Origin of the sequence: Pigmentiphaga sp. H8, from assembly GCF_003854895.1 — a bacterium.
Classification (GTDB): Bacteria; Pseudomonadota; Gammaproteobacteria; order Burkholderiales; family Burkholderiaceae_B; genus Pigmentiphaga.
Window position 1 is genome coordinate 4128254 of record NZ_CP033966.1, and the last position, 26983, is coordinate 4155236.

Below are 26983 nucleotides of genomic sequence, written 5' to 3' on the forward strand. Positions count from 1 at the left end.
CATATACGGAACAGTGGCAAAAATATAGCGCCTCGATTTTGGAGGCGCGACTGGGGTAAACCACTACCGATGCCGTAGCAAACTCCGGACCAGGGGCAAAACCGGCCCCTACGACGAGGCGCAAGGCGCCGTGGCGGTGCGGCATCGCACCATCCACGGGCGGGAAGAAAGGAAACCGCACCCGGCCGGTGCGCCAGACCGCGCGGCGCGGCCGTGCCGGCTAGCGGATCAGCTCGAGGAATTCGGCCCGCGTCGAGGGATTCTCGCGGAACGCGCCCAGCATAACGGAACTGACCATGGACGAGTTCTGCTTCTCGACCCCGCGCATCATCATGCACATGTGCTGGGCCTCGATGACCACGGCCACGCCCAGGGCGTCGGTCACTTCCTGGACGGCCTCGGCGATCTGCAGGCAGAGGTTCTCCTGGATCTGGAGGCGCCGGGCGTACATGTCGACGATGCGCGCCACCTTGGACAGGCCGAGCACCTTGCCGTTGGGCAGGTAGGCCACATGGGCCTTGCCGATGAAGGGCAGCAGGTGGTGCTCGCACAGGGAATACAGCTCGATGTTCTTGACCAGCACCATTTCGTTGGTGTCGGACGAAAACAGGGCGCCATTGACGATCTCGTCCAGGTTCTGCGTATAGCCCTGGCACAGGTATTTCATGGCCTTGGCGGCGCGCTTGGGCGTATCGCGCAGGCCCTCCCGGCCCGGGTCCTCGCCGAGCTGTTCGAGTATGGAGGTGTAGTTCTGTTCGAGCGACATGAAGGCTCCCGAGATATCCGTGGAAACGGCGGCGCTGGACCGACCGGGCGCGGCGCGAAGGCCCGCGGAAGGCGTGAGGATACCCCATCGCCCCGGGCGTAGCCGGAAAGGCCCTACCTCGATCCCGAATCCCGGCCGCCGCCGCGGTTCAGCAATATTCCCGGGGCAGGCGCGCCACGGCGGCCTCTTGCCCCGTCAGGCGCGCGATGCGCCGCGCGGTCTCGGCCGGGTCCCCGCTGGTCATGAAGGAAACGCCGCCCCCGCCCGCCTCGCGCGCCAGTCCATGGGCCAGCAATTGCCGCTGCAACTGGCGGGCGAAGGGGACGCCGGTTTCCAGCACTGCCACGTCCGGCCCCACGTGGCGCCGGATCGGATCGATCAGGAAGGGGAAATGCGTGCAGCCCAGGACCAGCACGTCGGCGCCGCGCTCGACCAGCTCCGCCAGCGGCTCGGCCACGAGACGGTCCTGGTCCGGCGTCCAGCCTTCTTCGGCCAGCGATACCCAGCCGGGGCAAGGCTTGAGGAGCACTTCCACGTCCGGCGCCTCGCGCCGGACCAGCGCGTGGAAGCGGTCGCTGAGCAGCGTACCGGTGGTGGCCAGCACGCCGATCACGCCGGAACGCGTCAGCCGGGCCGCCGGCTTGACGGCGGGCTCGATGCCGACGATGGGCAGGTCCGGGTAGCGGTCACGCAGGGCCTCCACCGCGACCGCCGTGGCCGTGTTGCAGGGTATGGCTACCGCCTTGGCCCGGTGCGACAGGAAAAACTCGGCCAGGCGCAGGGCGCGCGACACGATGTAGGCCGGCGTTTTCTCGCCATACGGCAGATGGCCGCTATCGGCCACGTACAGGAGGTTTTCGTGCGGCAAAGACTGCCGGATGGCGCTCAGCACGCTGATGCCGCCCACGCCGGAGTCGAAAATGCCTAGGGGTCCGTCGTGAGCGGCGGTGGTCATGGGATGGAAATGCGCGCTAGGAAGCCAGTTTCAGCCCTATGATACCCGCCAGGATCAGCCCCAGGCTGGCCAGGCGCGCCGGGCTGGCGGCCTCGCCGAACAACAGGATGCCCAGCGCCGCGGTACCCACCGCGCCCACGCCCACCCAGATGGCGTAGGCGGTCCCTACCGGCAGCGTGCGCATCGCCACGCCCAGCAGCGCCATGCTGACGACGATGGCGGCGATGGTGCCCACCGACGGCCACAATCGCGTGAATCCGTGGGTGTATTTCAAACCGATCGCCCAGCCGACCTCCATCAGTCCGGCGATGATCAAAAGGGTCCAAGCCATGGTTTTATCCTCATTGCGGGGCCGTCCCCATTCGTCATGCCCAGCGGGGTCGTCCCCGCCTCGTTCCGTCCCTATTTAAATACCGAAAAACACTTCACTACCCCGCTCCGTCCCTTTTTAAAGATCGCACTAAATACGTGCATAAAGTCGGGGTTTACCGACATGATGACGGAAAAACGCGATTACAATGCCGCGTTTTTTCGGTGTAACGCACCACATCAGAGCAATTGCCGCACGCAAAAGGTGCAGCCCTCGACGCCGCTCGCAGCTGATTGCGGCAGGACGACCCCAAGCGCCCGGACATTCAACGGAGCCGATATTGAAACACGCCAGCCTAGACAGCTTTCTCTCGCAGGTCGCCCTGCGCGATCCTCATCAGCCGGAGTTCCTGCAAGCCGTCAAGGAGGTCATGACCAGCCTCTGGCCTTTCCTGCAGAAGCACCCGCGCTACGCCGAGCACGGCCTGCTGGAGCGGTTGGTGGAATCCGAGCGCATCATCCAGTTCCGCGTATGCTGGGTCGATGACCGGGGCCAGACCCAGGTCAATCGCGGCTTCCGCATCCAGCACAACTCGGCCATTGGTCCCTTCAAGGGCGGCATGCGGCTGCACCCGTCGGTCAACCTGTCCATCCTGCGCTTCCTGGCGTTCGAACAGACTTTCAAGAATTCGCTCACCACCCTGCCCATGGGCGGCGGCAAGGGCGGCTCCGACTTCGACCCGAAGGGCAAGAGCGACGGCGAAGTCATGCGCTTCTGCCAGGCCCTGATGCTGGAACTCTACCGCCATCTCGGCCCCGACACCGACGTGCCGGCCGGCGACATCGGCGTGGGCGCCCGCGAAGTGGGCTTCATGGCCGGCATGATGAAGAAGCTGTCCAACAGCGCCTCGGCGGTGTTCACGGGCAAGGGCCTGGCCTTCGGCGGCAGCCTGATGCGTCCCGAGGCCACCGGCTACGGCACCATCTACTTCGCCGAACAGATGCTGTATCGCAAGAACCAGAGCTTCGACGGCAAGTCCGTGTCGATCTCCGGCTCGGGCAACGTCGCGCAGTATGCCGCCGAAAAGGCGCTGGACCTGGGCGCGAAGGTCGTGAGCCTGTCCGACTCCGACGGCACGCTGTACGTGAAGGATGGCATCAGCGTCGACATGCTCAAGGAGATCATGGATCTCAAGAACGTCCAGCGCGGCCGCCTGACCGACTTCGCCGCGCGCAACAAGCTGTCGTTCGAGGCCGGCAAGCGCCCCTGGCACATCCCGGTCGACATCGCCCTGCCGTGCGCCACCCAGAACGAACTCGACCACAAGGACGCCGAGACCCTGGTCGGCAACGGCGTGCTGTGCGTGGCCGAGGGCGCGAACATGCCCTCGACGCTGGAAGCCGTGGACGTCTTCACCCATGCGGGCACCCTGTATGCCCCCGGCAAGGCCAGCAACGCCGGCGGCGTGGCCGTGTCGGGCCTGGAAATGGCGCAGAACTCGCAACGCCTGTCGTGGCACCACGCCGAAGTCGACGAGCGCCTGCGCGCCATCATGAAGGACATCCACGAAAACTGCGTGCGCCACGGCAGCCGCGCCGACGGCTCCATCAACTACGTGGACGGCGCGAACATCGCCGGCTTCGTGAAGGTGGCCGACGCGATGATGGCTCAAGGCGTGTACTAGCCCCCCCCTACGCCCTTACGGGCGCCCAGTCTGGTGAGCCCCCAGCCGCTACGCGGCAGCCCCCCAAGGGGGCCGGGACCCGCCTTGGGGCGGCCCGGCACCGGGTCCCGGGGGCGATGCGCGAGGACCGGCGGAGCCGGATCCTCCGCATCCTGGGTCTAGTACGGGTTTCGTGGGTTGTAGCGCCGGTGCTTCGCTGGCTACCGGCGGTTGGAAATGAAAAAAATGGCCTCGCTTTTTTGAAGCGAGGCCATTTTGTTTTGCCCCCTACCCAGGGCGCCGCGGATCCGGCTTTGCCGGTCCGCCAGTGCCGCCCCCTTGAGGGGGAGCGGCCGGAGGCCGCATGGGGGTGGGCTTTCCTTCCGGTCCGCCAGTGCCGCCCCCTGGGGGGCGCGCGTAAGCGCGTAGGGGGGGGCTTTCCTCTCGTAGCCATTCGCGCCAGATCGCGACCAGCAGGGCCATCAGGACGGGGCCGACGAAAAGGCCGACCAGGCCCATGGTCTGTACGCCGCCCACCAGGCCGATGAAGGTGGGCAGGAAAGGGAGCTTGACGGGGCCGCCCACCAGGCGGGGGCGCAGGGTCTTGTCGACGATGAAGAGTTCCAGCGTGCCCCAGGCGAACAGGCCGATGCCGGCGATGAGCTTGCCCGAGCCGATCAGGTACAGCGAAACCATGGTGAAGGCCAGCGGGGCGCCGCCGGGCACCAGCGCCATGAAACCGGTGATCAGGCCCAGCAGGGCCGGTGACGGGACGCCGGCGATCCAGTAGGCGGTGCCCAGCACCACGGCTTCGCCGATGGCGATCAGGCCCATGCCGGTCACGGTCGCGCTGATGGTGGCCGGCACCACGCGCGAGAGGCGGGTCCAACGCGCCGGCAGCACGCGCTCGCCCACGGTGTCGAGCTGGCCGACCATGCGTTCGCCGTCTTTGTAGACGAAGAACAGGATGATCAGCATGAACACCACCGTCAGCGCCAGGTGGAAGACGTTGCCCGTGGTGGACAGCACGACCCGGTAGATGTTGCCCAGGTGTTCGCCGCTGATCAGTTGCACCCAGGCGCCCAGCGCGTGCGGCCGCGTCAGGTGTTCCTCCCAGTATCCCGCCAGGCGCTCGCCCACCAGCGGCAGCCCGGCCACCCAGTGCGGGACGGCCAGCCCCTCGCGGTTGGCCTCGAGCAGCCAGCGGATGAGGTTGCTGGCCTCCTGGATCGCATAGGACAGGCAATAGGCGAAGGGCACGATCAGCCCGACGACGATGACCAGCAGCGCGCTGGAGGCCGCCAGCGCCGTGCGGCCGCCGCAGATGCGGACCCAGCGCCGGTACAGCGGCCAACTGGCCAGGCCGATGATCAGCGCGGCCAGGCCAGGAACCAGGAACCCGCTGAAGAAGTAGGCGCCGGCCAGCAGCATGAGAATCAGCAGCCAGCGGGCCACGAGGCGGGCGGAAAAGACAGGAAGCGTCATGAATGGTCGCGAGCGGTAAGCCGAGGAACGTCGCCGACAACTGTACCAGCTAGCAAGCGCATTGCGGGGCGGCTTCTCGAGGGGACTGCCGCATCGTCGCGGGCGGTGGTATGTTCGGGTCCATGCGAACTTTTCTACTGTCGGCGCTGGCCGTCCTGGTTTTCCTGCCCACCACGCTGTGGGCCGCTTTCGCCCTGCGCTATCAGGTCCCCGGTCCGTTGCCCGTCCGGATCGCGGCGGCCGTGGCCGGCGCGGCTTTCGGCCTGGGCATGCTGTGGCTGACGCTGGCGGGACGGCCCGCCTGGGGCGTGGGCGCGTACGTCGTGGGCTTCGGCCTGCTGCTGGCCTGGTGGCACAGCATCGCGCCGTCGAACGACAGGGTCTGGGCCGACGACGTCGCCCAGATGACCACGGGCCAGGTCGACGGCCACGTGGTCACGCTGCGCAACGTGCGCAACTTCGACTGGCGCGGCCCGGCCGACTACACCCCGCGCTGGGAGACGCGCAGCTACGACCTGACCAAACTGGCCAGCGTGGACCTGATCCTGTCCTACTGGACCATCGAGGCCATCGCTCACACGCTGGTGTCGTTCGGCTTCGAGGACGGCCGGCAGTTGGTATTCTCGGTCGAGATCCGCAAGGAGCGGCACGAGAAATTCTCGTCCATCGGCGGTTTCTTCAAGGAGTTCGAGACCAGCGTCGTGGCCGCGGACGAACGCGACATCGTCCGCGTGCGCACCAACATCCGCGAGGAAGACGACTACCTGTACCGGGTATCCATGCCGCGCGAGGCCATGATGTCGCTGTTCCTGGCCTACGTGGACGAAGCCAACAAGCTGGTGTCGACGCCGCGCTTCTACCACACCATCACGGCCAACTGCACGACCATCGTCTATCACATGATGACGCGGATCATTCCCGGCCTGCCCATGGACTACCGGCTGGTCCTGGCCGGCTACCTGCCGGGCTACATCTACGACGTGCGCGGGCTGGACACCTCGCACCCGCTGGCGGAACTGAAGCGGCTGGGCCGCATCACCCAGCGGGCGCGGGACGCCGACGCCGATCCGGATTTCTCGGCCGCCATACGGCGCGGCGTGCCGGGGATCGCGCAGCCCTAACCCCCTTGCTTGCGCTGGCCGATGACCACGTCGGCCACCATGCGCGGCACCTCGGCGTAGTGCTTGAACTCCATGGTGTAGGTGGCGCGCCCCTGCGTGAGCGAACGCAGCGTGGTGGAGTAGCCGAACATCTCGGCCAGCGGCACCTCGGCGCGCACCAGCTTGCCGCCTCCGCCCGCGATGTCCTCCATGCCCTGCACCATGCCCCGCCGCGACGACAGGTCGCCCATCACGTTGCCCATGAAGTCCTCGGGCGTCTCGACCTCGACGCTCATCATGGGCTCGAGCAGCACCGGGCTCGCGCGCCGCATGGCTTCCTTGAAAGCCATCGAGCCGGCCATGCGGAACGCGTTCTCGTTCGAGTCCACGTCGTGATACGAACCGAAGGTCAGCGTGACCTTCACGTCCACCACCGGATAGCCCGCCAGCACGCCCGAGCCCAGCGTGTCCTGGATGCCTTTGTCGACCGCGGGGATGAACTCGCGCGGCACCACGCCGCCCTTGATGGCGTCGACGAACGCATAGCCCGAGCCGGCCGGCTGCGGCTCCAGCGAAATCACCACGTGGCCGTACTGGCCGCGCCCGCCCGACTGCTTGATGAACTTGCCCTCGACGTCGCGCACCGCCGAGCGCACCGTTTCCCGGTAGGCGACCTGCGGCTTGCCCACCGTGGCCTCGACGCCGAACTCGCGCTTCATGCGATCGACCAGGATCTCCAGGTGCAGCTCGCCCATGCCGGAGATGATGGTCTGGCCCGACTCCTCGTCGGTGCGCACGCGGAAGGACGGGTCCTCCTGCGCCAGCCGGTTCAGCGCCATGCCCATCTTTTCCTGATCGACCTGGGTCTTGGGCTCCACCGCCTGCGAGATGACCGGCTCGGGAAACACCATGCGCTCGAGGATGATGGGATGGTCCGGCTCGCACAGCGTATCGCCGGTGGTGGCTTCCTTCAGCCCCACGGCGGCCGCGATGTCGCCCGCGTAGACTTCCTTGATCTCGCGGCGCTCGTTGGCGTGCATCTGCACGATGCGGCCCAGCCGCTCGCGCTTGCCCTTGAGCGGATTGAACACCGTGTCGCCCGAGCGCACGATGCCCGAATACACCCGGAAGAAGATCAACTGGCCGACGAAGGGATCGGTCATGATCTTGAAGGCCAGCGCCGAGAACGGCTCGTCGTCCGACGGATGGCGTTCGATCTCGCGGTCGTGCAGGTCCACGCCCTTGATGGCCGGAACGTCCACCGGCGACGGCAGGTAATCGATGACGGCATCGAGCATGGCCTGCACGCCCTTGTTCTTGAACGCGCTGCCGCACAGCATGGGCACGATCTCGCCCGCCACGGTGCGCTTGCGCAGCCCGCGCCTGATCTCGTCCTCGGTCAGCGTGTCGCCGTTCAGGTACTTGTCCATCAGCTCGTCGTCGGCCTCGGCCGCCTCGGCCACCATCTTGTCGTGCCACTCGACGGCCGTGGCCTGCAGCCCGGCCGGGATGTCCCGGTACTCGAAGCGCACGCCCTGGCTGGCCTCGTCCCAGATGATGGCCTTCATCTTGACCAGGTCCACCACGCCCTCGAAATGGTCCTCGGCGCCCACCGGGATCTGGATGGGGACGGCCCGCCCCTTCAGGCGGTCGACGATCTGCCGCTGCACGCGGAAGAAGTCCGCGCCCACGCGGTCCATCTTGTTGACGAAAGCCATGCGCGGCACATGGTATTTGTTGGCCTGGCGCCAGACGGTCTCGGACTGCGGCTGCACGCCGCCGACCGAGTCATAGACCATGACGGCGCCGTCGAGCACCCGCATGGAGCGCTCGACCTCGATCGTGAAGTCCACGTGCCCCGGGGTGTCGATGATGTTGATGCGATGCTCGGGATAATTGCCCGCCATCCCCTTCCAGAACGCCGTGGTGGCGGCGGACGTGATGGTGATGCCGCGCTCCTGTTCCTGCTCCATCCAGTCCATGGTGGCATTGCCGTCATGGACTTCCCCGATCTTGTGATTGACCCCGGTGTAGAACAGGATGCGCTCGGTCGTCGTGGTCTTGCCGGCGTCGATATGCGCGCTGATGCCGATGTTCCGGTAGCGCTCGATGGGGGTCTTGCGGGTCATGGCTATCTCGTCGAAAGGGTTGATGGAACGAAACGCGAGCCGCGCCGGTTCCGGGTAGGAAACGGCGAAGGAAGCTAGTTTGCACCGATTCGGGCCAGGCCGGGAGGGGTTGCGTACCACACCCCTGATGGCAGCCGGGGCATTCCCGCGCGCCTCGCGCCTCGTAGTAATCTCGTAAATATGGGCGCGTTTCCTGAAAACAATCTGAAACCGGCACTTCGACCCGCCATGACCGCCACCGACAGACAGCGTGCCATTCCCGCCCTCTACATGCGCGGCGGCACCAGCAAGGGCGTGTTCTTCCTGCCCGCCGACCTTCCCCCCGATCCCTCCACCCGCGACCGCGTCCTGATGCGCGTGGTCGGCAGCCCCGACCCCTACGAGAAACAGATAGACGGCATGGGCGGCGCCACCTCCAGCACCAGCAAGGTGGTCATCGTGGGCCCCAGCACCCGCCCCGACTGCGACGTCGACTACTGGTTCGGCCAGGTCGCCATCGGCCAGCCCGTCATCGACTGGAGCGGCAACTGCGGCAACCTCAGCGCCGCCGTCGGCCCCTTCGCGATCCATCGCGGATTGGTGCGGCCGGCGGGCGACGGCATCGCCGTGGTCCGCATCTGGCAGGCCAACCTGGGCAAGCGCATCATCGCCCACGTACCGGTGCGGGGCGGCCAGGTCCAGGAACTGGGCGATTTCGAACTGGACGGCGTGACCTTCCCGGCAGCCGAAGTGCGGCTGGAATTCCTGGACCCCGGCGGCGGCGAAGGCCCCGGCAGCGCGATGTTTCCCACCGGCCGCGCGGCCGACGTGCTGACCGTTCCGGGAGTGGGGGAAATCCGCGCAACGCTGGTGAACGCCGGCAACCCCACGGTTTTCGTCGCCGCGTCGTCCCTGGGGCTCGCCGGCACGGAATTGCAACCCGATGTGAACAGCCGCGCCGATTTGCTGGCCCGGGCCGAGGCCATCCGCGCCCATGCGGCCGTGGCCATGGGACTGGCGCCCGACGCCGCCCAAGCCACCGCACACCGCCAGCACACGCCCAAGCTCGCCTTCGCCGCCCCGGCCGCGGCCTATACGGCCGCCAGCGGCCGCGCCGTCGGCGCCGGCGACATCGATCTGAACGTGCGCATTTTTTCCATGGGCAAGCTGCACCACGCCATGACGGGAACCGGCGCGGTGGCGATCGCCGCCACCGCAGCCGTACCCGGCACGGTCCTGGCCGACGTGCTGGGCGGCGCCCGCGGCGAACTGCGCTTCGGCCACCCGTCGGGCACGCTGAAGGTGGGCGCCCAGGCGCATGGCCGGGACGGGCGCTGGAGCGTCGCACTTGTGGCCATGAGCCGCACGGCCCGCAGGCTGATGGACGGCGTGGTGCTGGTACCGCCGTGGGAATGACTTCCCGCCCGCGCGCGTTTGGACGGATACTGTATTCGTAGCGGAACGGCCCCTTGCCGTTCCCTATTTATCAGGCGGCTTTTCCGCCGACCCTCGCAGCAAGGAGACACGCATGAAGTTCGTCAAGAAAACGGTTGCAGCCCTCGCCATCGCCGTCGTGCCGCTGGCCGGCATCGCGGCCCCCGCCAAGGTCATGGCCCCCGGCGGCCCCGGCGGCGGCTATGACGGCGCGGCGCGCGTGCCGCTGCAGATCATGCAGCAGACCGGCATCTTCACCGACGGTTTCCAGGTCACCAACAAAGGCGGCGCGGGCGGCACCATCGGGCTGGCCGAGTTCGTGCGCACCGGCAAGGGCGACGACAACGCCATCATGTCCATGGGCGCGATCCTGATCGGCGCCATCATCACCAACAAGTCCCCCATCACGCTGGACCAGACCGTGCCGCTGGTACGGCTGACCGACGACGCCGGCGCGATCGTGGTGGCGCCCAACTCGCCCATCAAGACCATCGCCGACGCGGTCCAGGCGATGAAGGCCAACCCCGGCGGCACCGCCGTGGCCGGCGGTTCGATAGGCGGCACCGACCACGTCACCGCCGCGCTGCTAGCCAAGGCGGCCAAGTTCGACCCGACCAAGGTCAACTACCTGCCCTACACCAGCGGCGCGGAAGTCGTCACCTCGCTGGCCAGCGGGCAAGCCAAGATCGGCATCTCGGGCCTGTCCGAATTGAAGACCTTCGTCGACCAGGGCCGCATCCGCATCATCGCGGTCTCCTCCGAGAAACGCCTGCCGGGCGTCGACGCGCCCACGCTCAAGGAAAGCGGCTATGACGTGGTCATCGGCAACTGGCGCGGCATCATCGGCGCGCCCGGCATGAGCAAGGCCGGCCGCGACATGTGGCTGCAGCGCTATGCCAAGCTGCACGCCTCGGCCGAGTGGAAGAAGGCGCTGGCCGATCGCGGCTGGGACGACGCCTATCTGGCCGGCGACGACTTCGCCGCCTTCCTGACCAAGGAAAAGGCGCGCCAGGCCGAAGTGCTGAAGGACGTCGGACTGGTCAAGTAAGGTCCACGCCAACATAAGAAGGCACGGGGCGCCGCCGCCGGCGCCCATCGGAGACGACACGATGACAACACCCCGAAGGCGCCCCTGGTGGCTGGGCCTGGCCGTCATGATCATAGGCGCGGTCTGGCTCTATGAAGGCGGCACCCTGCCCCAGATCGGCGGCTATGCCGCCCTGGGCCCGGGCTTCTTCGTCAGCGCCATCGGCGCGGCGTTGATCGTCCTGGGCATCCTGCTGCTGTTGCAGATCGCCCGCGGCGAGAACTTCTCACCCCAGGAAGTGGAGAACGCCGAGGCCGATGCCGGCGCCTCGCGCCCGGCCCTGCTGTGGGCCGCCGCGGGCGCCGCGCTGCCGCTGCTGACCATGCAGCCGCTCGGCTTTCCCCTGACCGCCATGGGGTCGTTCGCCCTGGTCACCCGGGCCTTCGGCTCGCGGCGCGTAGTGTTCGACTGCGCCATCGGCCTCGCGCTGGGCGTGATCTGCTGGCTCGGTTTCTCGCACCTGGGCGTGAGCCTGGGCCTGGCCTTTCCTCCGGCGGGGTGGTGATCGATGGATACCTTCAACGCCCTGCTGACCGGCTTCGGCGTCGCGCTGCAGCCCATGAACCTGTTCTGGGCCTTCCTGGGCTCGGTGCTGGGAACCGCCATCGGCGTGCTGCCCGGCATCGGCCCGGCGCTCACCATCGCGCTGTTGCTGCCGGTTACCGTGCAGATCGCGCCCACCGCCGCCTTCATCATGTTCGCCGGGGTCCTGTACGGCGCCATGTATGGCGGCTCGACCACCTCCATCCTGCTCAACGCGCCGGGCGAGAGCGGCTCCATGATGACCGCACTGGAAGGCAACAAGATGGCACGTTCCGGCCGCGGCGCCGCCGCGCTGGCCACCGCCGCCATCGGTTCCTTCGTGGCCGGCACCATCGCCACGCTGGCCCTGAGCTTCGTGGCGCCGGCCATCGCCGAGCTGGCCTTCGTGTTCGGCCCGGCCGACTACTTCGCGCTGATGGTGCTGTCCTTCACCTCCGTCTCGGTGGTGCTGGGCACCTCGCGCGTGCGCGGCTTCATCGCGCTGTTCCTGGGCCTGGCCATGGGCGTGGTGGGCATCGACGGCCAGACCGGGCAGGCCCGCCTGGCCTTCGGCTCGGCCGACCTGCTCGACGGCATCGAGCTGACGGTGGTGCTGGTGTCGCTGTTCGCGGTGGGCGAGATCCTGTATGTCGCCAGCCGCTACAGCCAGGCCCCGCCGCGCATCAATCCGCTGTCGGGCGGCACCTGGATGACGCGCCAGGACTGGAAGCGGTCCTGGAAACCCTGGGTGCGCGGCACCGCGCTGGGCTTTCCCATCGGCGCGCTGCCCACCGGCGGCACCGAGATCCCGACCTTCCTGTCCTACACGATCGAACGCAAGCTCTGCAAGCATCCCGAGGAATTCGGCAAGGGCGCGATCGAAGGCGTGGCCGGCCCCGAAGCCGCCAACAACGCCGCGGCGGCCGGCGTGCTGGTGCCGTTGCTGACGCTGGGCCTGCCGACGTCCGCCACGGCGGCGGTGCTGCTGGCCGCCTTCCAGAGCTACGGCCTGCAGCCCGGCCCGTTCCTCTTCACCAACAGCGGCGACCTGGTCTGGGGCCTGATCGCTTCGCTGTACATCGGCAACCTGATGCTGCTGGTGCTGAACCTGCCGCTGGTCGGCCTGTGGGTGCGGCTGCTGCTGATCCCCCGCCCCTACCTGTATGCCGGCATCCTGATCTTCGCGATGGTGGGGATCTGGGGCGTGGCGACCTCGTGGACCGACCTGGCGATGATGTTCGGCATCGGCCTGATGGGCTACGTCATGCGGGTCTACGATTTCCCCATCGCGCCGGTCCTGATCGGCCTGATCCTGGGGCCCATGGCGGAAACGCAGCTGCGGCGCGCCCTGGCCGTGGGCGAGGGCAATCCGCTGATCCTGGTGTCGACGCCGACCTCGGCCACGCTGCTCGCGCTGGCCGCAGCCGCGCTGGTGCTGCCCCTGCTGCTGCGCAGGCTCAAACGCGAAGCCTGAGCCCGGTCCGCCGCGGGCTCGGGCCCGCGGCGCCGGCTGCCGCTACTCGTGCGCCTGCCGGATCATGCGGGCGATCTCGTCCTCGCCGTAGGGACGCGGGTCCTTGACCCGCAGGCTGTCCGCCCATTCCCGCGAGAAGTCCCGCTGCAGCCAACGGTTCACGGCCGCCGTGGCGATCATCGCCACCACGGCCCCGCAGGCGGCCAGGGCCATGTCCTTGTGCGCGTCCCAGACATCGCCCTGGGTACCCAGGTAGGCCACGCCCAGGTCGCCGCCGAAGACCTCGGCCGCGATCCACTCGAACAGTTCGAACATGGCGGAGGTCGCCAGCGTGAACTCCAGCGGCAGGAAATAGCCCCAGAACCCCCGCGCATCGGCCACGCGCAGGAAGACCTCGCGTATCGGATAGGCCAGCAGCAAGCCATACGAGAAGTGCACCACGCGGTCGAAATTGTTGCGCTCCCAGCCCCACAGGCTGTTGAAGCTGCGGCCGGCCAGCGCCTGCCACCAGGCGTCGTAGGGCACTTTCGCGTAGGTGTAGTGCGCGCCGATCGCATGCAGGCACAGGAAGAGGAAGATCAGCGTGTACGACAGGCGCGAAAACCGGAAATGCCGCCAACTCGCGGCCAGTCCGATACAAAATCCAATCACCAGCACATTCTCCAGCGCCCAGTCCGAACGGTCGAGCGGATCGATGGCCAGAGCCACCCAGATCACCGCGAACGCCAGCGCCAGCCGCGCCACGTAGCGCCGGTGCCCCGTGTCCATGCCTGTCTCCATCTTGCCTCCTGCGGCCATGCGGAGCAGCCAGTCTACGCCATCGGCGCGCGCCGCTCCGGCGGGATCGCCCCATCACGGGTCCGCGCGTTTCAGCGCCGTTTCACCCCTGGCATGTTGCGGACAGCCAACCTATCGCTTTCCCTGGAAGATACAAAGCCGGGAGCCGCGCCGCGAACGGCTGCGGTATAACCTCGCCACGCATGCACGCGCATGCGCCGCCGGCCGGTCCCCCGGCTGGGCCACGAGCCCCGTCCCCGCCTGCCAGCCACTCTCCTTTCTATGCAGATGGTCATCATGATGTTTACGCAACTCCAATCCGGCAGGCGCGCCACGCTCGCGCTGGCTGCCGCGCTGGCGACCGCCGGCGCGATCTCCACATCCCTTCCCGCGATGGCGGCCGACTATCCGGCCAAGCCCATCACCATCGTCGTCGCCTACGGCGCCGGCGGCGACACCGACGCCATGGCCCGCCTGTTCGGCGAAAAGCTGACGCAGCGCCTGGGCCAGCCCGTGATCGTCGAGAACCGCGCCGGCGCGAGCGGCATCATCGGCAGCAACTACGTCGCGCGCGCCAAGCCCGACGGCTACACGCTGCTGCTGGCCCCCAGCACCTTCTCGATGGCCACCCACGTGGTCAAGACCAATTCGGCCGACACCTACAACCCCGCCCGCGACTTCTCGCCCATCACCCAGACCGCGTCCCAGCCCCTGCTGCTGGTGGCCGGCCAGGCCTCGGGCTACACCTCGATCGCCCAGGTCCTGAAGGACGCCAAGGCGGGCAAGGCCCTGACCTACGCCAGCCCCGGCTCGGGCTCGCCCATGCACATCCTGGGCGAACTCTTCAACCAGGCCGCCGGCGTCAAGATCACTCACGTCCCCTACAAGGGCGTCGCGCCCGCCGTGAACGACCTGCTGGGCGGACACGTGGCGCTAAGCTGGATGACCTACGGCCCGGTGGAACCCTACCTTGCCTCGGGCAAGATCCACATCCTGGCCAACGGCGCGGCGGAACGCACCCCGCTCGCCCCGGATGCGCCGTCGATGGCCGAACTGGGATACAAGAACATCAACATTGCCGCCTGGCAGGGCCTGTACGCGCCCAAGGGCACGCCGGCCGAGGTCGTGCGCACGTTGAACGGGCACATGGCCGAAATCCTGAAAATGCCCGACGTGGTCGCCAAGATGCGCGTCTTCGGCGCCTTCGCCAAGTCCAGCACGCCCGAAGCCCTGGGCAAGCTGACGTCCGACGAATACGCGTTCTTCGGCAAGGTCGTCAAGGAATTCGGCATCCAGGCCGATTGACCGGCGTTCCCGCCCCATGCGGGAACCTCCGGCGGATCCGGCGCTCGGAATGAGCATGTGGATCCGCCGTCTTGCCGCCCTCGCCTGCGTGCTCGCGCTTGCCAGCGCGGGCTATGTCGCGCTCGACCGCTGGCAGCGCGGGATGATCTTCTCGGTCGAACTGGGCGAACGCTCGTGGTGGCGCGAGCCGCCGGCCGGCACCCAGGTCTATGACCTGCCCATGCCGGGCGGCGATACCCTGCGGACCTGGTACTGGCGGCATCCCGATCCCGGCGCCCCGACGGTGCTGTACCTGCACGGCTCGCGCTGGAACCTGAACGGCAGCGCGTTCCGCATGGACCATTGGGCCGGGCTGGGCTATTCGATGCTCGCCATCGACTATCGCGGCTTCGGCGCCTCGTCGCCCCGGCTGCCCTCCCAGGCCAGCGTGCGGCAGGACGCCCAGGTGGCTCTGCGCGAACTGGCCCGGCTCCAGCCCGATCCCGCCCGCCGCTTCGTCTATGGCCACAGCCTGGGCGGCGCCATCGCGATCGACCTGATGGCCCGCCTCGATCCGCCGATACCGGTGGCCGGCCTGATCGTCGAAGCCAGCTTCACCAGCATCCGCGACATGATCGCCACCACGCGCTGGGCCGGCATTCCCGGCTTCGGCCTGCTGGTCACGCAGCCCTTCGATTCGCGCGGCGCCATCGAAACACTAAGCGTGCCGCTGCTGCTGATGCACGGAACCGAGGACCGGGTCGTCCCGCCCGCCATGAGCGAGGCGCTGCTGGCGGCGGCACGGCAATCCCCGCGCAAGCAACTGGTCTGGCTGAAAGGAGCGTCGCACTCCGGCGCCAGCCGCAGCGGCGCCGCCTACGACGACGCCGTGCGCGGCTTCATCCGCTCGGTCCGCCGGGCCTATCCAGGCTGATTCATTCCAGCTCGACCGGGGCCTGGAACTGCCGCTCCAGGAACGCCACCGCGCCCGTCCGGGCTTCCTCCGCGGAAGCGAAGACCTCGCTGTCCCGCATCAACGGAAATCCCAGCACCCGCACCTGGAACCGGTAGCCGTCCTCGCCCGGCGAGGTATCGATCTCGAAATTGCGTTCATTGACCCACCCTCTTGCCTGCAACGTCCAGTCTTCCATCTTCGACTCCTTGGCGCGGCATTCGCCCGCCCTCATCACACCTCAACCCAGCGCCACCAGGAACACCACGGCGCCTATCCCCAGCATCAGGAACGGGCTGAGCCGCGTGTACATCAGCGTCAGCGTCGAGGCGGCCGCCACGCCCCAGGCCCAGGCGCCGCCCTCGGCGGCGCGCAGCACGGTGCATGAAGCAGCCAGAACCATGCCCGCCGCCACCGGCACCAGGCCCGCTTCGATCGCGCGTATGCACCGCGTGCCCTTGAACCGGGTCCACAGATGCGCCAGGGCATAGACCAGCAGCGAACTGGGAATGAAGATCGCGGCCGACGCCAGCAATGCGCCCGCCAACCCCGCCGCCTGCCATCCCACCAGCGTCACCAGCAGCGCGCCCGGCCCGGGGATGATGCGCGACAAGGCATACAGGTCCATGAACTGCGGATTCGTCACCCAGCCATAGACATCCACCGACTGGCGGTGGATGTCGGCCACGATGCTCTGCCCGCCCCCCACCGTCAGAAAGGACAGCGGCGCGAAGACCAGGACCACTTCCAGCAGTTGCGCGAGCCTCATGCCTGCCCACCCTCGCGCAGGCGCAGATAGGCCAGCCCGATGGACAGCGGCGCCATCGCGCCGACCACCCACAGCAAAGGCAGCTTCAACAGGAAGATCGCCACGAAGGTGACGACCATCACGGCCAGGGCGGGCACGCCTCGCGCGGCCCGGCGCGCGGCGCGCAGCCCCGTCTGCAGCGACAATCCCACGGCCGCGGCCGCCACGCCGGCCAGCGCCAGGTGCACCGAATCGGACGTCGCCATCGTCGCGAACGCGGCCACCACCACCAGCGCCAGCACCATGGCGGGCACCACCAGGCCCAGCGCGCCGGCCAGCGCGCCCACGCCGCCGCGCAATCGGAAGCCGACCCAGATCGCCAGATTGACCACGTTGACGCCCGGAAAGGCCTGGGCCAGCGCGAGGCCACTCAGGAACTCGGCCTCCGACAGCCAGTTCCGGCGCTGCACGAACTCGCGCAGCATCCAGCCGCTCAGCCCGCCGCCGAAGCTGGTCAGGCCGATCTTGGTGAAAGCAAGGAAGATCTGGAGCACGGAAGGAAGCCGGGAACCACTGTCGGCGGAAGCGGGCGGCAAGGTCTGGGGCATGGCGGGCCTATCGCGGGAAGTACCGTCATCTTACGGATCTGGGATGTCGAATAGCTTAACGCCCGGGCCGGTCCGCCACCGAGGCTAGAATACGGCCCCGCCTTCGCGCGGGCTGCCATTCCCTGCCTTGGAGGAACCATCCTTGACCACACGCCGCTCGTTCCATGCCCTCGTCCTTTCCGGTCTTGCCTGCGGCGCGCGCGGCGCCTGGGCCGGCCAGCCGGCAGGCACCCTGCCGGTCTCGACCCGCAACGCCGCCCTGGACGAGCTGGCGCGCCTGGAACGGCTGGCCGACGGACGACTGGGCGTGTGCATCGTCGATACCGCTTCCGGCGAGGAAATCGGCCGCCGCGCCGACGAACGCTTCCAGATGCTCAGCACCTTCAAGCTGCTCGCCGCCGGATTCGTGCTGGCCCGGCATGACCGGGGCGAAGACTCGCTGGACCGGCGGATCCGCTACAGCCGGCAGGACCTGGTCAATGGGTCGCCCGTGACCGGAAAACACGTCGGTGATCGCGGCATGACCCTGGCCGAGCTCTGCCATGCCACCGTGACCACCAGCGACAACACCGCCGCCAATCTCATCCTGCGCAGCTTTGGCGGCCCGGAAGCGCTGACGCGCTTCATCCGCAGCCTGGGCGACGGCGTCACGCGCTGCGACCGCTACGAACCCGAGCTGAACGTGCCCCATGCCACCGGCATGCTGGACACCACGACGCCCCACGCCATCACGCGCACGCTGGGCAAGCTGGCGGTGGGCGAGGCTCTGTCGCCCGCATCGCGCGAGCGCCTGCAGGCGTGGCTGGTCGGCAATACGACGGGCGACAAGCGGCTGCGCGCGGGAATACCGGCCAGCTGGCGCATCGGCGAGAAGACCGGCACCTACGCCAAGGTAGGCGCCAACGACATCGGGCTCGCCTGGCCGCCCGGACGGCCCGCGATCCTGATGTCGGTCTACGTCGCCAGCACGCGGGTATCGGACGAGGTCAAGGACCAGGTCATCGCCAAGGTGGCGGAACTGGCGGGGCGGCTCTACGGCCGGCCGGAAAACAGATAGGCGAACACCCGTCAGCCGTGCGCGGGCGGCCGCGCATGCGCACGGTGCGCCAGCAAGGGCAGCATCACGTCCAGCATGGGCGTATCCACGCCGGCCGACCGGGCCAGGTCCTGGACCGCGAACAACTGCGCGTCCAGCTCCAGCGGGCGTCCGGCCAGCAGGTCCTGCAGCATGGACGGCGGATGCGGGTTCGATCCCGTGGCCGCCACCTGCCCCTCCAGGTCGAACTCCATGGCGACGCCGTAGCGGGCCGCCACCGCGCAGGTCTCCCGGGCAAGGCGGGCATACAGCTCGCGCGTGGCGGAATCCGCGAGCAGGCCCGACGATGGCGACTGAGTCAGGCAGGACAGCAGCGAACTGGGAACGTTGAGCAGAAGCTTCCTCCAGATCTCCCGGCCGATGTCCCCGGTAGCCGCCGCGCCCGGCAGCCCGCGCCGCAGCAGCGCCACCACCTGCTCGAGCCGCGGCGACAACGCGCCGCCGGGCTCGCCCACCACGAAACTGCTGGCGCGCGAATTGTTGCGCACCACGCCTGGCGCGACGACCTCGTTGGGCGAACGGATCACGCAGCCCAGCGTCCGCGCCAGGCCCGGCTCGCGCGCAAGCGTGCCTTCCGGATCGAGCCGGGATACCGAGGATGCGCCCCCGCTCAACGCCGCCAGATACCACCACGGAATGCCGTTCACCGCGAAGACCACCGGCGTATCGGCTCCCAGCAGCGCCCGCATCGATGACGCCGCCGGCGGCAGGCCGTGGGCCTTGAGCGTGGAGACGACCAGGTCCTGCGGCCCCAGGTCGGCGGGACGGTCGCTGGCCGCCACGCGCACGGTGAACTCGCCGTCGGGGCCGATGAACCGCAGGCCGTCGCGGCGGATGGCCGCCAGATGCTCGCCGCGGGCGACGACCGACACGTCGACGCCCGCCCGCGCCAGATGAGCCGCCATGTATCCGCCCACCGCCCCGGCGCCGAAGATGCAAACCTTGTTCATGGTGAAAGAGTATCCAAAGAGTCTAGGCCCCGGCCTCGATGAAGACCGGCATGGCTATTCTTTCATGCCGCCCCCCTGGCATGAAACCGCCGGCGTGCGCGATCTCGTCAACATTCCATTGACATCATGATGTCATGCCGTCATGATGCCTTCACATCATGACGGCATGACTCACGCATGGACCTTCCCAACCCGCTGCTGACCGAAGGCGGCGCGCCGCTGTACCGGCAGGTGGCCGAGCACCTCATCCAGCGCATCGCCAGCGGCCAGCTCGTCCCCGGGGACGCCCTGCCCCCGGAAGACAGCCTGTGTCGCGAGTTCGGCGTCAGCCGCATCACCGTCCGCAAGGCCGTCGAGGAACTGCTGGCCCGCCACCTGATCGTCCGCCGCCGCGGCGTCGGCACCTTCGTCAACGATCCGCGCCGGGCCACCAAGGACGTCACCTTGGTCGGCGTGATCGACGAAGTCCTGCCGCGCAACCAGGTCAGCGTCGTGGACGAGGCCTGGACGCCCCTGCCGGCCAGGCTGCGCGAACTGTTCGGCCTGGGCACGCAGAAATGGAAATGCGTGCGCGCGGTCAACCACGTGGCGCCCGGCGAACCGCTGGACTACGCCCATTTCTACTTCGCCGAACACGTGGCCGACGGCATAGGCGCCGCCGAGGTGGCCGGCCCGCTGCCGCCGGTCAAATACCTCCAGACCCGCCTGAACGTCCGCATCGACCACGCCGACCAGCTCGTCGAGCCTATGGCGGCCACCAGCGAGATCGCCGCCCGCCTGGGCATCTCGCGGAACACCCCGGTGCTGCGCGCCACCCGCATCTACTACGACGTGCAGAACCGGCCGGTGGAGATCGTCGATGCGGTCTATCACCCCGAACGCTACCGATACACGGCCACCCTCTATCCCAAGGCGGGAGCCGGCAACTGATTCCTCGTCGTCTTTCTAAGGACACGCCATGCGCTCGAGCAGATGGAAAGGCAAGTTGTCGAAGTGGTCCCGCTACCTGTTGCTGGGGGTCGCCACAGGAAGCGGTCAGGCGGTCGCGCAGGACTATCCGGCGCGGCCGGTCAAGCTGGTCAGCCCTTGGGCGCCCGGCGGCGCCAACGACATCTTCTGCCGGGCGCTGGCGCAGAAGCTGACCGAATCGCTGGGACAGCCGGTGGTCGTGGAAAACCGCCCCGGCGCGGCCGGCACCATAGGCTCGGACTACGCTGCCAAGGCGCCGGCCGACGGCTACACCCTGGTCATGGGCAGCTCGCCCACCCACTCCATCGCGCCCGGCCTGTATCCCCGGCTGCCCTACGATCCCATGCGCGACTTCGCGCCCGTCACGCTGGCCGCCGTGGTGCCCAACATCCTCGTGGTCCATCCCTCGCTGCCGATCCGCTCGGTGCCCGAGCTGATCGACTACGCCAAGGCCCACCCCCGCCAGCTCAACTTCTCGTCCACCGGCAACGGTTCCTCGCAGCACCTGTTCGGCGAACTCTTCAAATACCTGGCCCACGTCGACATCGTCCACGTTCCCTACAAGGGCACGGGCCCGGCGCTGAACGACCTCCTGTCCGGCCAGGTGCAGATGGCCTTCGAGAACCCGCCCGCCCTGCTGCCCCACATCCAGGCCGGCCGCCTGCGCGCGCTGGCGGTGGCGGGCACCAAGCGGTCGGCGTCGCTGCCCGACCTGCCCACGGTGGCCGAGGCGGGCCTGCCCGGCTACGACGTAGCCGTCTGGTTCGGCATCTTCGCGCCGGCCGGCACGCCCAAGCCCGTCATCGAACGGCTGCACAAGGACATCGCCGCGGCGCTCGCCTCGCCCGACATCAAGACGCGCATGGACGGCTTCGGCGCCGAGATCATCGGCGCCGGCCCCGGACAGTTCGATGCCTACCTGCGCGCCGAGATCCCCAAGTGGGCCGCCATCATCAAGGCGGCCAACGTCAAGGTCGACTAGCCACCACCCCGTCCCCAAGGAGGTATCCATGACGTTTTCCGTGATCGCCCGCTGCCCGCGCACGGGCATGTTCGGCATCGCCATCGCCACGCGCCCCATGGCCATCGGCGCCAAGTGCCCGTTCCTGCGGCCCGGCATGGGCGGGCTGGTCGTGCAGGCCAACGGCGACCCCCGCCTGGGGCCGCTGGGCCTGTCGCTGCTGGAACAGGGCTATTCCGCCCGCAAGGTGCTGAACGACATCATCGAAAGCGACGGGGAAGACAACATCGCCTGGCGGCAGATCGCCGTCATCGACAAGGACGGCCGGACCGCCGCCGTGACCGGCAAGGACAACGAGGACTGGAAGGGCCACATCGCCAAACAGGACTATGTCGTGCTGGGCAACCGCCTGACCAGCGAGCGCACGCTTACCGCCATGTCCGACGCCTTCGAGCGGCACGCCGACCTGGAGCTGGCCGACCGCCTGGTTGGCGTGCTGGAAGCGGCGCGCGACGCCGGCGGCCAGGTGGCCGGGCAGCACTCCGCCGCGCTGCTGGTGCACAACAGGAAATCCTACGCCTGGGTCGACCTGCGGGTGGACGAACACGACGAGCCCATCGGCGAGCTGCGCCGCCTGTACGGCCTGTATGTGCCCCTGATTCCGTACTACGACCGGCGGCCGGCCAATCCCAGCATGCCCCGGGATGATCTCTGGAGGAAGGAAACCGGCGTCCAGGGGGGACCAAGGTAAGGGTTCCTGACAATACCGTTCCACCACGTCCAGGATCGATTATGCGATTACACTTTTGAAGCCAGACCGTAATCCGCCGCGCCGGGGGTGAGGAGTCGCACCTTCCGCGCGGGAACGTATGAACACCCTGTTCCCCCTCCTTTTGTCCGCCCTGACTCCGATCGCGCTGACTTCGGTCTATGTCGCGCTCAGGGCATGGCTGCCCGGCGGCAGGCAAGGGAATCTCCACATGTCGGTGCTGTTCGGCGCCGCGATGTGGCTGGCCATGATGTCCTCGGTCCACCACGGACAGTACACGATCGCCGACATGCGGGGCGCCATCCTGGTGCTGGCCTACCTTTTCGGCGGCCCCATCCCCGCGGTCGTGTCCCTGGCCATCGGCGCCATCACCCGCGGCTGGATAGGCGGCCCCGCGGCACCCATAGGCGTGGCCGTCCTGGCCACCATCTTCCTCGGCATCGTCGTCCTGGCGCGCTGGCGCACCCGGCTGGTGCCCGAACCCGGCGCGGTCTCGGCGGGCTCCCTTGCCACGATGGGCGCCTGGGCTTCGCTGAACCAGGCCGCGGCGCTGTGGCTGGCCCACGTGACCGGGTCGCTGCTGATCGTCATGCCGCTCTCCCAGTTCTGCGTAACCATGATCGCCGGGGGCATGCTCATCCTCATCCAGCAGAAGACCAACCTCGGCCGCAAGCTCAACGAACAGCAGGACCTGGTCAGGACGCTGCTGGTCCGGGACCGGGCCTCCGGCCTGCTGAACCGGGCCGGCTTCTGGCTCGAACTGGATGCCGCGCTGCGAAAACTCGCCGGCTCCGACGACAAGATCACCGTGCTGCTCATCTCCATCCGCCGGCTGCGCAACGTCAGCGTGACGCTGGGCCCCAGCCTGTCCGAGTCCCTGCTGACCGAGGCGGCCCGCAGGCTCGAGGACGTGGTGAAGAACCCCACCCTGTCGCGCTTCGACGACGGCACCTTCGGCCTGTTCGTCATGGCCGACCGCCTGGACGAGACTGTCACGCTGGTCGACAACGTCTTCGCCGCCTTCCGCCGCCCCTTCCACTCCCATGGCCGCGACCTGCACCTGAGCCTGAACATCGGCATCAGTTCGTCCTCGGGCGACCACGATGCCCTCGAAACGCTCATCGCACACGGCAACCAGGCCCTGGCGCGCTCCATCACGCTGGGGGAAAACCGGCTGCAGGTCTACGACGAAAACACCATCGTACAAGCCGTCCGCCCCATGAAACTCGAAGTGGAACTGCGGCGCGCGGTCGAGACCGGCAACGAATTCCTGCTGCAATACCAGCCCAAGGTCCACCTGGATACCGGCAAGCTCCACGGCGTCGAGGCACTGTGCCGCTGGCATTCACCCGCCCTGGGCAAGGTGGCTCCCGATGAATTCATTCCCGTGGCCGAAACCTCGGGCCTGATCGTTCCCCTGGGAGAATGGGTGCTCCAGGAAACCTGCCGCCAACTCGTCGAATGGCGCAGGCGCGGCTTCACCCCGCCGGTAACGTCCGTCAACCTTTCCGCGAAACAACTGCTGGACGACGACTTCCCTGAAAAATCCCTGCGCTGCGTGCTGGACCACGGCCTGAGCCCCACGCAGATCGAGTTCGAACTGACCGAATCCTCCGTCATGACGAACCCCAACCTGTCCATCAACGTGCTCAACCGCCTCAAGGCCCTGGGCTTCCCGCTGTCCCTGGACGATTTCGGCAGCGGCGCCTCGAACATCGGCCACCTGAAAGCCCTGCCGTTCGACTGCATCAAGATCGACAAGAGCGTGATCGACGACCTGGGGGCCAGCGACGACGCGGAAATCGTCTGCCAGGCGATCTACGGGTTGGGAAGCGCGATGCACCTGGACATGGTGGCCGAAGGCATCGAGACCGAGGCCCAGCGCAACCAGTTGCGGGAGATCGGGTTTACCTTGGGACAGGGGTTTTATTTTTCGCGGGCGTTGAGTGGGGATGAGTTGGCCGCGGGGTGGTTGGCGCGAGGCTACAGGAGCCAGGACGCGGAATCGGCTCTATAAGCTGTCGATTTCGGCCGCCTTCATTCGTCGTACCGTGGCACCGGTCGCCTCACAGGCTGGCCGGCTCTCGACACATCCTACCGAGGTCCACATGGCAACCCAAGAAAAGGTCACCGGTCCGGCGTCCTACTTCCCTTCGATCGAGAAGAAGCACGGCGAACCCATCGAGCATTGGATGCAGGTGCTCAAGAAGGCTGGGCCGCTCAAGCACATGGAACTGGTGACACATTTGAAGTCGGAGCATCAGATGGGGCATGGGCATGCCAATGCGCTGGTGGCGTGGTATCTGGCTCAGCGGTAGGCCAAGGCACGCTGGTATAGTGACGTTGGCGGGCTCGAAAGACTGACGCTCAGGACGAAGTAACCGAGGAAATTTATGGCGAAGATATGGCGGCAAGCCAATCTGGCGGATGATAGCCCGGACACGGAAATTTCCAGCCTTGACAGAGTTACCCTTGAGAAAGGGGCAACCGACTTAGTCCTGAATATGCTGAGTGTGCATGGGGCACTAATCGCTGTCGTGGAGGACATGCGCGCCTGGTCCAGCAGCGACGAGCACGCTGGGCGCTACCTTCGCGGGTATGTTGAAGACATCACGGCCGCCCTTTCGGGCTCACACAAAGCATTTGAGGCGAACCCAGTCAAACAGGCGCTTGCTGACGCCCGCATCGAGATCCCTGACAACTACTTGGGCGAATCATGACATCTGGAATCCAGAAGAAGAGTGTCGCCTTGGCGTCTGAGGGCTACGGTGCCAAGCTGCACGATCTGAGCGAAGTCAAGGACAGGGCCCGACCTCTTGACGGGGATGGCGATCCGCCCGATCATGACGAAATGGAACGCAGAGTCAAAGCCCTAGAGGATGCGATGGTCCAGGTTCGCGAGACCATGGCTGTCGTTCGCTCAAACTACGCCACGAAGGAAGATCTCCATAAGGAGCTGAATTCGCAGACGTGGAAACTTATTACGTGGACAACCGGTATTTGCACGCTACTGGTCGCCGCCACTTTTTTTATCGCAACCAAGATCTAACGGTCTTGCTAGCGTTGCCTTCAGAAGCCCAGCCCCAGAGCTGGGTTTTTTGTTGTCGAGCGGCCGGAGGGCTAGACTCAGGCTTTTGCTTCTGTTCGATGCCCACACACCTGAATCGCGATGAAATGGATGGCTCCGATCACAACAGGGAGCCCGAATAGGCCGGCATGTCCGCGCACGCAAACCATGTCAATTTTTAGTCAAACCGCATCGCACAAAAAGAAACGCCACCCGCAAGGGTGGCGCTAAGTGCTTGATACCTAAGCAATTCTTTGGTGGGCCTCCTCGGAGTCGAACCGAGCACCAACGGATTATGAGTCCGCTGCTCTAACCAGGCATGAGCTAGAGGCCCGAGGGCGCAATTCTACACTGAGTTGCGCCCTGGGCCGGGACCGGTCAGATCACGTACAGATCCACGTACTCATGCACCGGCATGGCCTCCAGCGCCTGCTGGTCCAGCGACACGCCCAGGATGGCGTCCTGCTGCTTGGTCGGGAAGCGGCGGGCCAGGTTGGTCCGGAACTTGGCCTCCAGCAGCGGGATGCCGTCCTTGCGGCGACGCTTGTGGCCGATGGGGTATTCGCAGACGATTTCCTTGAGCTTCTTGCCGTCCTTGAATTCCACGGTCAGCGCGTTGGCGATAGAGCGCTTCTCGGGGTCGTGGTAGTCCTTGGTGAAGGCCGGGTCCTCGACGCAGACGATCTTGTCGCGCAACTGGTCGATGCGCGGGTCCCTGGCGATCTCGTCCTCGTAGTCGCCGGCGGTCAGCCGGCCGAACAGGATGGGCACGGCCACCATGTACTGGATGCAGTGGTCGCGGTCGGCGGGGTTGTCCAGCGGGCCCTTCTTGTCGATGATGCGGATGCAGGCTTCGTGGGTGCGGATGGTGATTTTCTTGATGTCGTCCGCGCTGCGGCCCTGCTTCTGCAACTGCTTGTGGATGTCCATCGCGCATTCGACGGCGGTCTGCGAGTGGAACTCGGCCGGGAAGGAGATCTTGAACAGCACGTTCTCCATCACGTAGCTGCCGTAGGGGCGCTGGAACTTGAAGGGCTGGCCCTTGAACAGGACGTCGTAGAAGCCCCAGGTCTTGGCGCTCAGCACCGAGGGATAGCCCATTTCGCCGGTGCGCGCGATCAGCGCCAGGCGCACGGCGCGGCTGGTGGCGTCGCCGGCGGCCCAGCTCTTGCGCGAGCCGGTGTTGGGCGCGTGGCGATAGGTGCGCAGGCTCTGGCCGTCGACCCAGGCCAGCGACACGGCGTTGATCAGTTCATCGCGGGTCAGGCCCATCATCTGGCCGACCACGGCGGTGGAGGCGACCTTGACCAGCACCACGTGATCCAGGCCCACGCGGTTGAAGGAGTTCTCCAGCGCGATGCAGCCCTGGATTTCGTGCGCCTTGATCATGGCGGTCAGGACGTCGCGCATGGTCAGCGGCTTCTTGCCCGCGGCGACGGCCTGGCGCGACAGCCAATCGGCCGTGGCCAGGATGCCGCCCAGGTTGTCCGAGGGATGACCCCATTCGGCGGCCAGCCAGGTGTCGTTGAAGTCCAGCCAGCGGATGATGGTGCCGATGTTGAAGGCGGCCTGCACGGGATCGAGCTGGAACTGGGTGCCGGGCACCTTGGCGCCGTTGGGCACGACGGTGCCGGGCACGATGGGTCCGAGCAGCTTGGTGCAGGCCGGATACTCCAGCGCCTCCAGGCCGCAGCCCAGGGTGTCGATCAGGCAGTTGCGCGCGGTCTCGTAGGCCAGCTTGCTGGTGATGCGCTTTTTCAGGACGTAGTCGACGATGTCGACCAGGACCTGGTCGGGCTTCGGACGAACGGTAGAGATAGCGGAAGACATGGGGCTCCCCCTACGCGCTTCGCGCGCCCCCCAGGGGGCGGCACTGGCGGACCGGCGGAGCCGGATCC

At 67.3% G+C, this 26983-nt stretch carries 27 protein-coding genes and 1 tRNA gene; 16 read left to right on the forward strand and 12 right to left on the reverse strand.

Annotated elements, in window-relative coordinates:
• Positions 1–220 precede the first annotated feature (220 nt).
• The 3 genes from folE to sugE all read right to left on the reverse strand — a co-directional run bounded on the left by folE (position 221) and on the right by sugE (position 2052).
• The gene (gene folE, locus EGT29_RS19515) at positions 221–766 is read right to left on the reverse strand and encodes a GTP cyclohydrolase I FolE (RefSeq protein ID WP_124690531.1); all 546 of its coding nucleotides are present in this window, start codon (positions 764–766) and stop codon (positions 221–223) included.
• Between the two features lie 148 nt (positions 767–914).
• Positions 915–1721, reverse strand: coding sequence for a glutamate racemase (murI, locus tag EGT29_RS19520; RefSeq protein WP_124690532.1), 807 nt, complete (start codon positions 1719–1721; stop codon positions 915–917).
• 16 nt (positions 1722–1737) lie between these two features.
• Entirely contained in the window at positions 1738–2052 is a 315-nt protein-coding gene (gene sugE / locus EGT29_RS19525) for a quaternary ammonium compound efflux SMR transporter SugE (RefSeq protein ID WP_124690533.1), read from the reverse strand.
• Positions 2053–2371: 319 nt separating this feature from the next.
• Here sugE and gdhA point away from each other — a divergent pair, with 319 nt between their 5' ends.
• The gene (gene gdhA, locus EGT29_RS19530) at positions 2372–3715 is read left to right on the forward strand and encodes an NADP-specific glutamate dehydrogenase (protein WP_202865552.1); all 1344 of its coding nucleotides are present in this window, start codon (positions 2372–2374) and stop codon (positions 3713–3715) included.
• Between the two features lie 267 nt (positions 3716–3982).
• On the opposite strand, the gene EGT29_RS19535 is transcribed toward gdhA, so the two are convergent.
• Positions 3983–5179 carry an AI-2E family transporter gene (locus EGT29_RS19535; RefSeq protein WP_124690535.1) on the reverse strand — a complete coding sequence of 399 codons (1197 nt, stop codon included), beginning with the start codon at positions 5177–5179 and terminating at the stop codon, positions 3983–3985.
• A gap of 122 nt (positions 5180–5301) precedes the next feature.
• On the opposite strand from EGT29_RS19535, the gene EGT29_RS19540 reads away from it, so the two are divergent.
• A complete protein-coding gene (locus tag EGT29_RS19540; RefSeq protein WP_124690536.1) occupies positions 5302–6300 on the forward strand; it encodes a DUF4105 domain-containing protein in 999 nt (332 codons plus the stop codon).
• Here EGT29_RS19540 and fusA read toward each other — a convergent pair.
• Positions 6297–8408 carry an elongation factor G gene (gene fusA, locus EGT29_RS19545; RefSeq protein WP_124690537.1) on the reverse strand — a complete coding sequence of 704 codons (2112 nt, stop codon included), beginning with the start codon at positions 8406–8408 and terminating at the stop codon, positions 6297–6299. The two genes, EGT29_RS19540 and fusA, sit on opposite strands and share 4 nt — an antisense overlap.
• Positions 8409–8636: 228 nt before the next feature.
• On the opposite strand from fusA, the gene prpF reads away from it, so the two are divergent.
• From prpF to EGT29_RS19565, 4 genes are all read left to right on the forward strand, one after another.
• Positions 8637–9803 (forward strand): 2-methylaconitate cis-trans isomerase PrpF, encoded by a 1167-nt coding sequence (gene prpF, locus EGT29_RS19550; RefSeq protein WP_124690538.1) that lies wholly within the window; start codon positions 8637–8639, stop codon positions 9801–9803.
• Between the two features lie 112 nt (positions 9804–9915).
• A complete protein-coding gene (locus EGT29_RS19555) occupies positions 9916–10869 on the forward strand; it encodes a tripartite tricarboxylate transporter substrate binding protein (RefSeq protein ID WP_124690539.1) in 954 nt (317 codons plus the stop codon).
• Positions 10870–10930: 61 nt separating this feature from the next.
• A complete protein-coding gene (locus EGT29_RS19560; protein WP_124690540.1) occupies positions 10931–11413 on the forward strand; it encodes a tripartite tricarboxylate transporter TctB family protein in 483 nt (160 codons plus the stop codon).
• A gap of 3 nt (positions 11414–11416) precedes the next feature.
• Positions 11417–12904 carry a tripartite tricarboxylate transporter permease gene (locus EGT29_RS19565; RefSeq protein ID WP_124690541.1) on the forward strand — a complete coding sequence of 496 codons (1488 nt, stop codon included), beginning with the start codon at positions 11417–11419 and terminating at the stop codon, positions 12902–12904.
• A 42-nt stretch (positions 12905–12946) separates the two neighbouring features.
• Here EGT29_RS19565 and EGT29_RS19570 read toward each other — a convergent pair whose 3' ends face one another.
• Complete coding sequence (locus EGT29_RS19570) at positions 12947–13672, reverse strand: DUF2238 domain-containing protein (protein WP_124690542.1); 726 nt, start codon at positions 13670–13672, stop codon at positions 12947–12949.
• A gap of 306 nt (positions 13673–13978) precedes the next feature.
• Between EGT29_RS19570 and EGT29_RS19575 the strand changes: the two genes are divergently transcribed.
• Complete coding sequence (locus EGT29_RS19575) at positions 13979–14986, forward strand: tripartite tricarboxylate transporter substrate binding protein (protein ID WP_238160113.1); 1008 nt, start codon at positions 13979–13981, stop codon at positions 14984–14986.
• Positions 14987–15035: 49 nt separating this feature from the next.
• Positions 15036–15899, forward strand: coding sequence for an alpha/beta hydrolase (locus EGT29_RS19580; protein ID WP_124690543.1), 864 nt, complete (start codon positions 15036–15038; stop codon positions 15897–15899).
• A 1-nt stretch (position 15900) separates the two neighbouring features.
• On the opposite strand, the gene EGT29_RS19585 is transcribed toward EGT29_RS19580, so the two are convergent.
• From EGT29_RS19585 to EGT29_RS19595, 3 genes are read right to left on the reverse strand one after another with little or no spacing between them, the layout of a single operon-like run.
• Entirely contained in the window at positions 15901–16116 is a 216-nt protein-coding gene (locus EGT29_RS19585) for a hypothetical protein (protein WP_124690544.1), read from the reverse strand.
• A 42-nt stretch (positions 16117–16158) separates the two neighbouring features.
• A complete protein-coding gene (locus EGT29_RS19590) occupies positions 16159–16686 on the reverse strand; it encodes a chromate transporter (protein ID WP_124690545.1) in 528 nt (175 codons plus the stop codon).
• On the reverse strand, positions 16683–17273 hold the full coding sequence (locus EGT29_RS19595; RefSeq protein WP_124690546.1) for a chromate transporter: 591 nt from the start codon (positions 17271–17273) through the stop codon (positions 16683–16685). Before EGT29_RS19595 ends, EGT29_RS19590 begins: the two co-directional genes overlap by 4 nt.
• A gap of 142 nt (positions 17274–17415) precedes the next feature.
• Here EGT29_RS19595 and bla point away from each other — a divergent pair, with 142 nt between their 5' ends.
• The gene (bla, locus tag EGT29_RS19600) at positions 17416–18330 is read left to right on the forward strand and encodes a class A beta-lactamase (RefSeq protein WP_202865553.1); all 915 of its coding nucleotides are present in this window, start codon (positions 17416–17418) and stop codon (positions 18328–18330) included.
• Between the two features lie 11 nt (positions 18331–18341).
• Here bla and EGT29_RS19605 read toward each other — a convergent pair whose 3' ends face one another.
• Positions 18342–19319: a ketopantoate reductase family protein gene (locus EGT29_RS19605; protein ID WP_124690547.1), complete on the reverse strand. Its 978-nt coding sequence runs from the start codon at positions 19317–19319 to the stop codon at positions 18342–18344.
• A gap of 177 nt (positions 19320–19496) precedes the next feature.
• Between EGT29_RS19605 and EGT29_RS19610 the strand changes: the two genes are divergently transcribed.
• From EGT29_RS19610 to EGT29_RS19640, 7 genes are all read left to right on the forward strand, one after another.
• Positions 19497–20249: a GntR family transcriptional regulator gene (locus EGT29_RS19610; RefSeq protein ID WP_124690548.1), complete on the forward strand. Its 753-nt coding sequence runs from the start codon at positions 19497–19499 to the stop codon at positions 20247–20249.
• 28 nt (positions 20250–20277) lie between these two features.
• The gene (locus tag EGT29_RS19615) at positions 20278–21270 is read left to right on the forward strand and encodes a tripartite tricarboxylate transporter substrate binding protein (RefSeq protein ID WP_124690549.1); all 993 of its coding nucleotides are present in this window, start codon (positions 20278–20280) and stop codon (positions 21268–21270) included.
• A gap of 28 nt (positions 21271–21298) precedes the next feature.
• Complete coding sequence (locus EGT29_RS19620) at positions 21299–22000, forward strand: DUF1028 domain-containing protein (protein WP_161567882.1); 702 nt, start codon at positions 21299–21301, stop codon at positions 21998–22000.
• Positions 22001–22118: 118 nt separating this feature from the next.
• Positions 22119–24035 (forward strand): bifunctional diguanylate cyclase/phosphodiesterase, encoded by a 1917-nt coding sequence (locus EGT29_RS19625; RefSeq protein WP_124690551.1) that lies wholly within the window; start codon positions 22119–22121, stop codon positions 24033–24035.
• A gap of 91 nt (positions 24036–24126) precedes the next feature.
• Positions 24127–24336, forward strand: coding sequence for a DUF4287 domain-containing protein (locus tag EGT29_RS19630; protein ID WP_124690552.1), 210 nt, complete (start codon positions 24127–24129; stop codon positions 24334–24336).
• Between the two features lie 75 nt (positions 24337–24411).
• Positions 24412–24738 carry a hypothetical protein gene (locus tag EGT29_RS19635; RefSeq protein WP_124690553.1) on the forward strand — a complete coding sequence of 109 codons (327 nt, stop codon included), beginning with the start codon at positions 24412–24414 and terminating at the stop codon, positions 24736–24738.
• On the forward strand, positions 24735–25067 hold the full coding sequence (locus EGT29_RS19640) for a hypothetical protein (protein ID WP_124690554.1): 333 nt from the start codon (positions 24735–24737) through the stop codon (positions 25065–25067). Before EGT29_RS19635 ends, EGT29_RS19640 begins: the two co-directional genes overlap by 4 nt.
• Positions 25068–25340: 273 nt before the next feature.
• Here EGT29_RS19640 and EGT29_RS19645 read toward each other — a convergent pair.
• Positions 25341–25419: transfer RNA gene (locus EGT29_RS19645), tRNA-Ile, on the reverse strand.
• Positions 25420–25463: 44 nt separating this feature from the next.
• Complete coding sequence (locus EGT29_RS19650) at positions 25464–26915, reverse strand: bifunctional 2-methylcitrate dehydratase/aconitate hydratase (RefSeq protein ID WP_124690555.1); 1452 nt, start codon at positions 26913–26915, stop codon at positions 25464–25466.
• Positions 26916–26983: the final 68 nt, after the last annotated feature.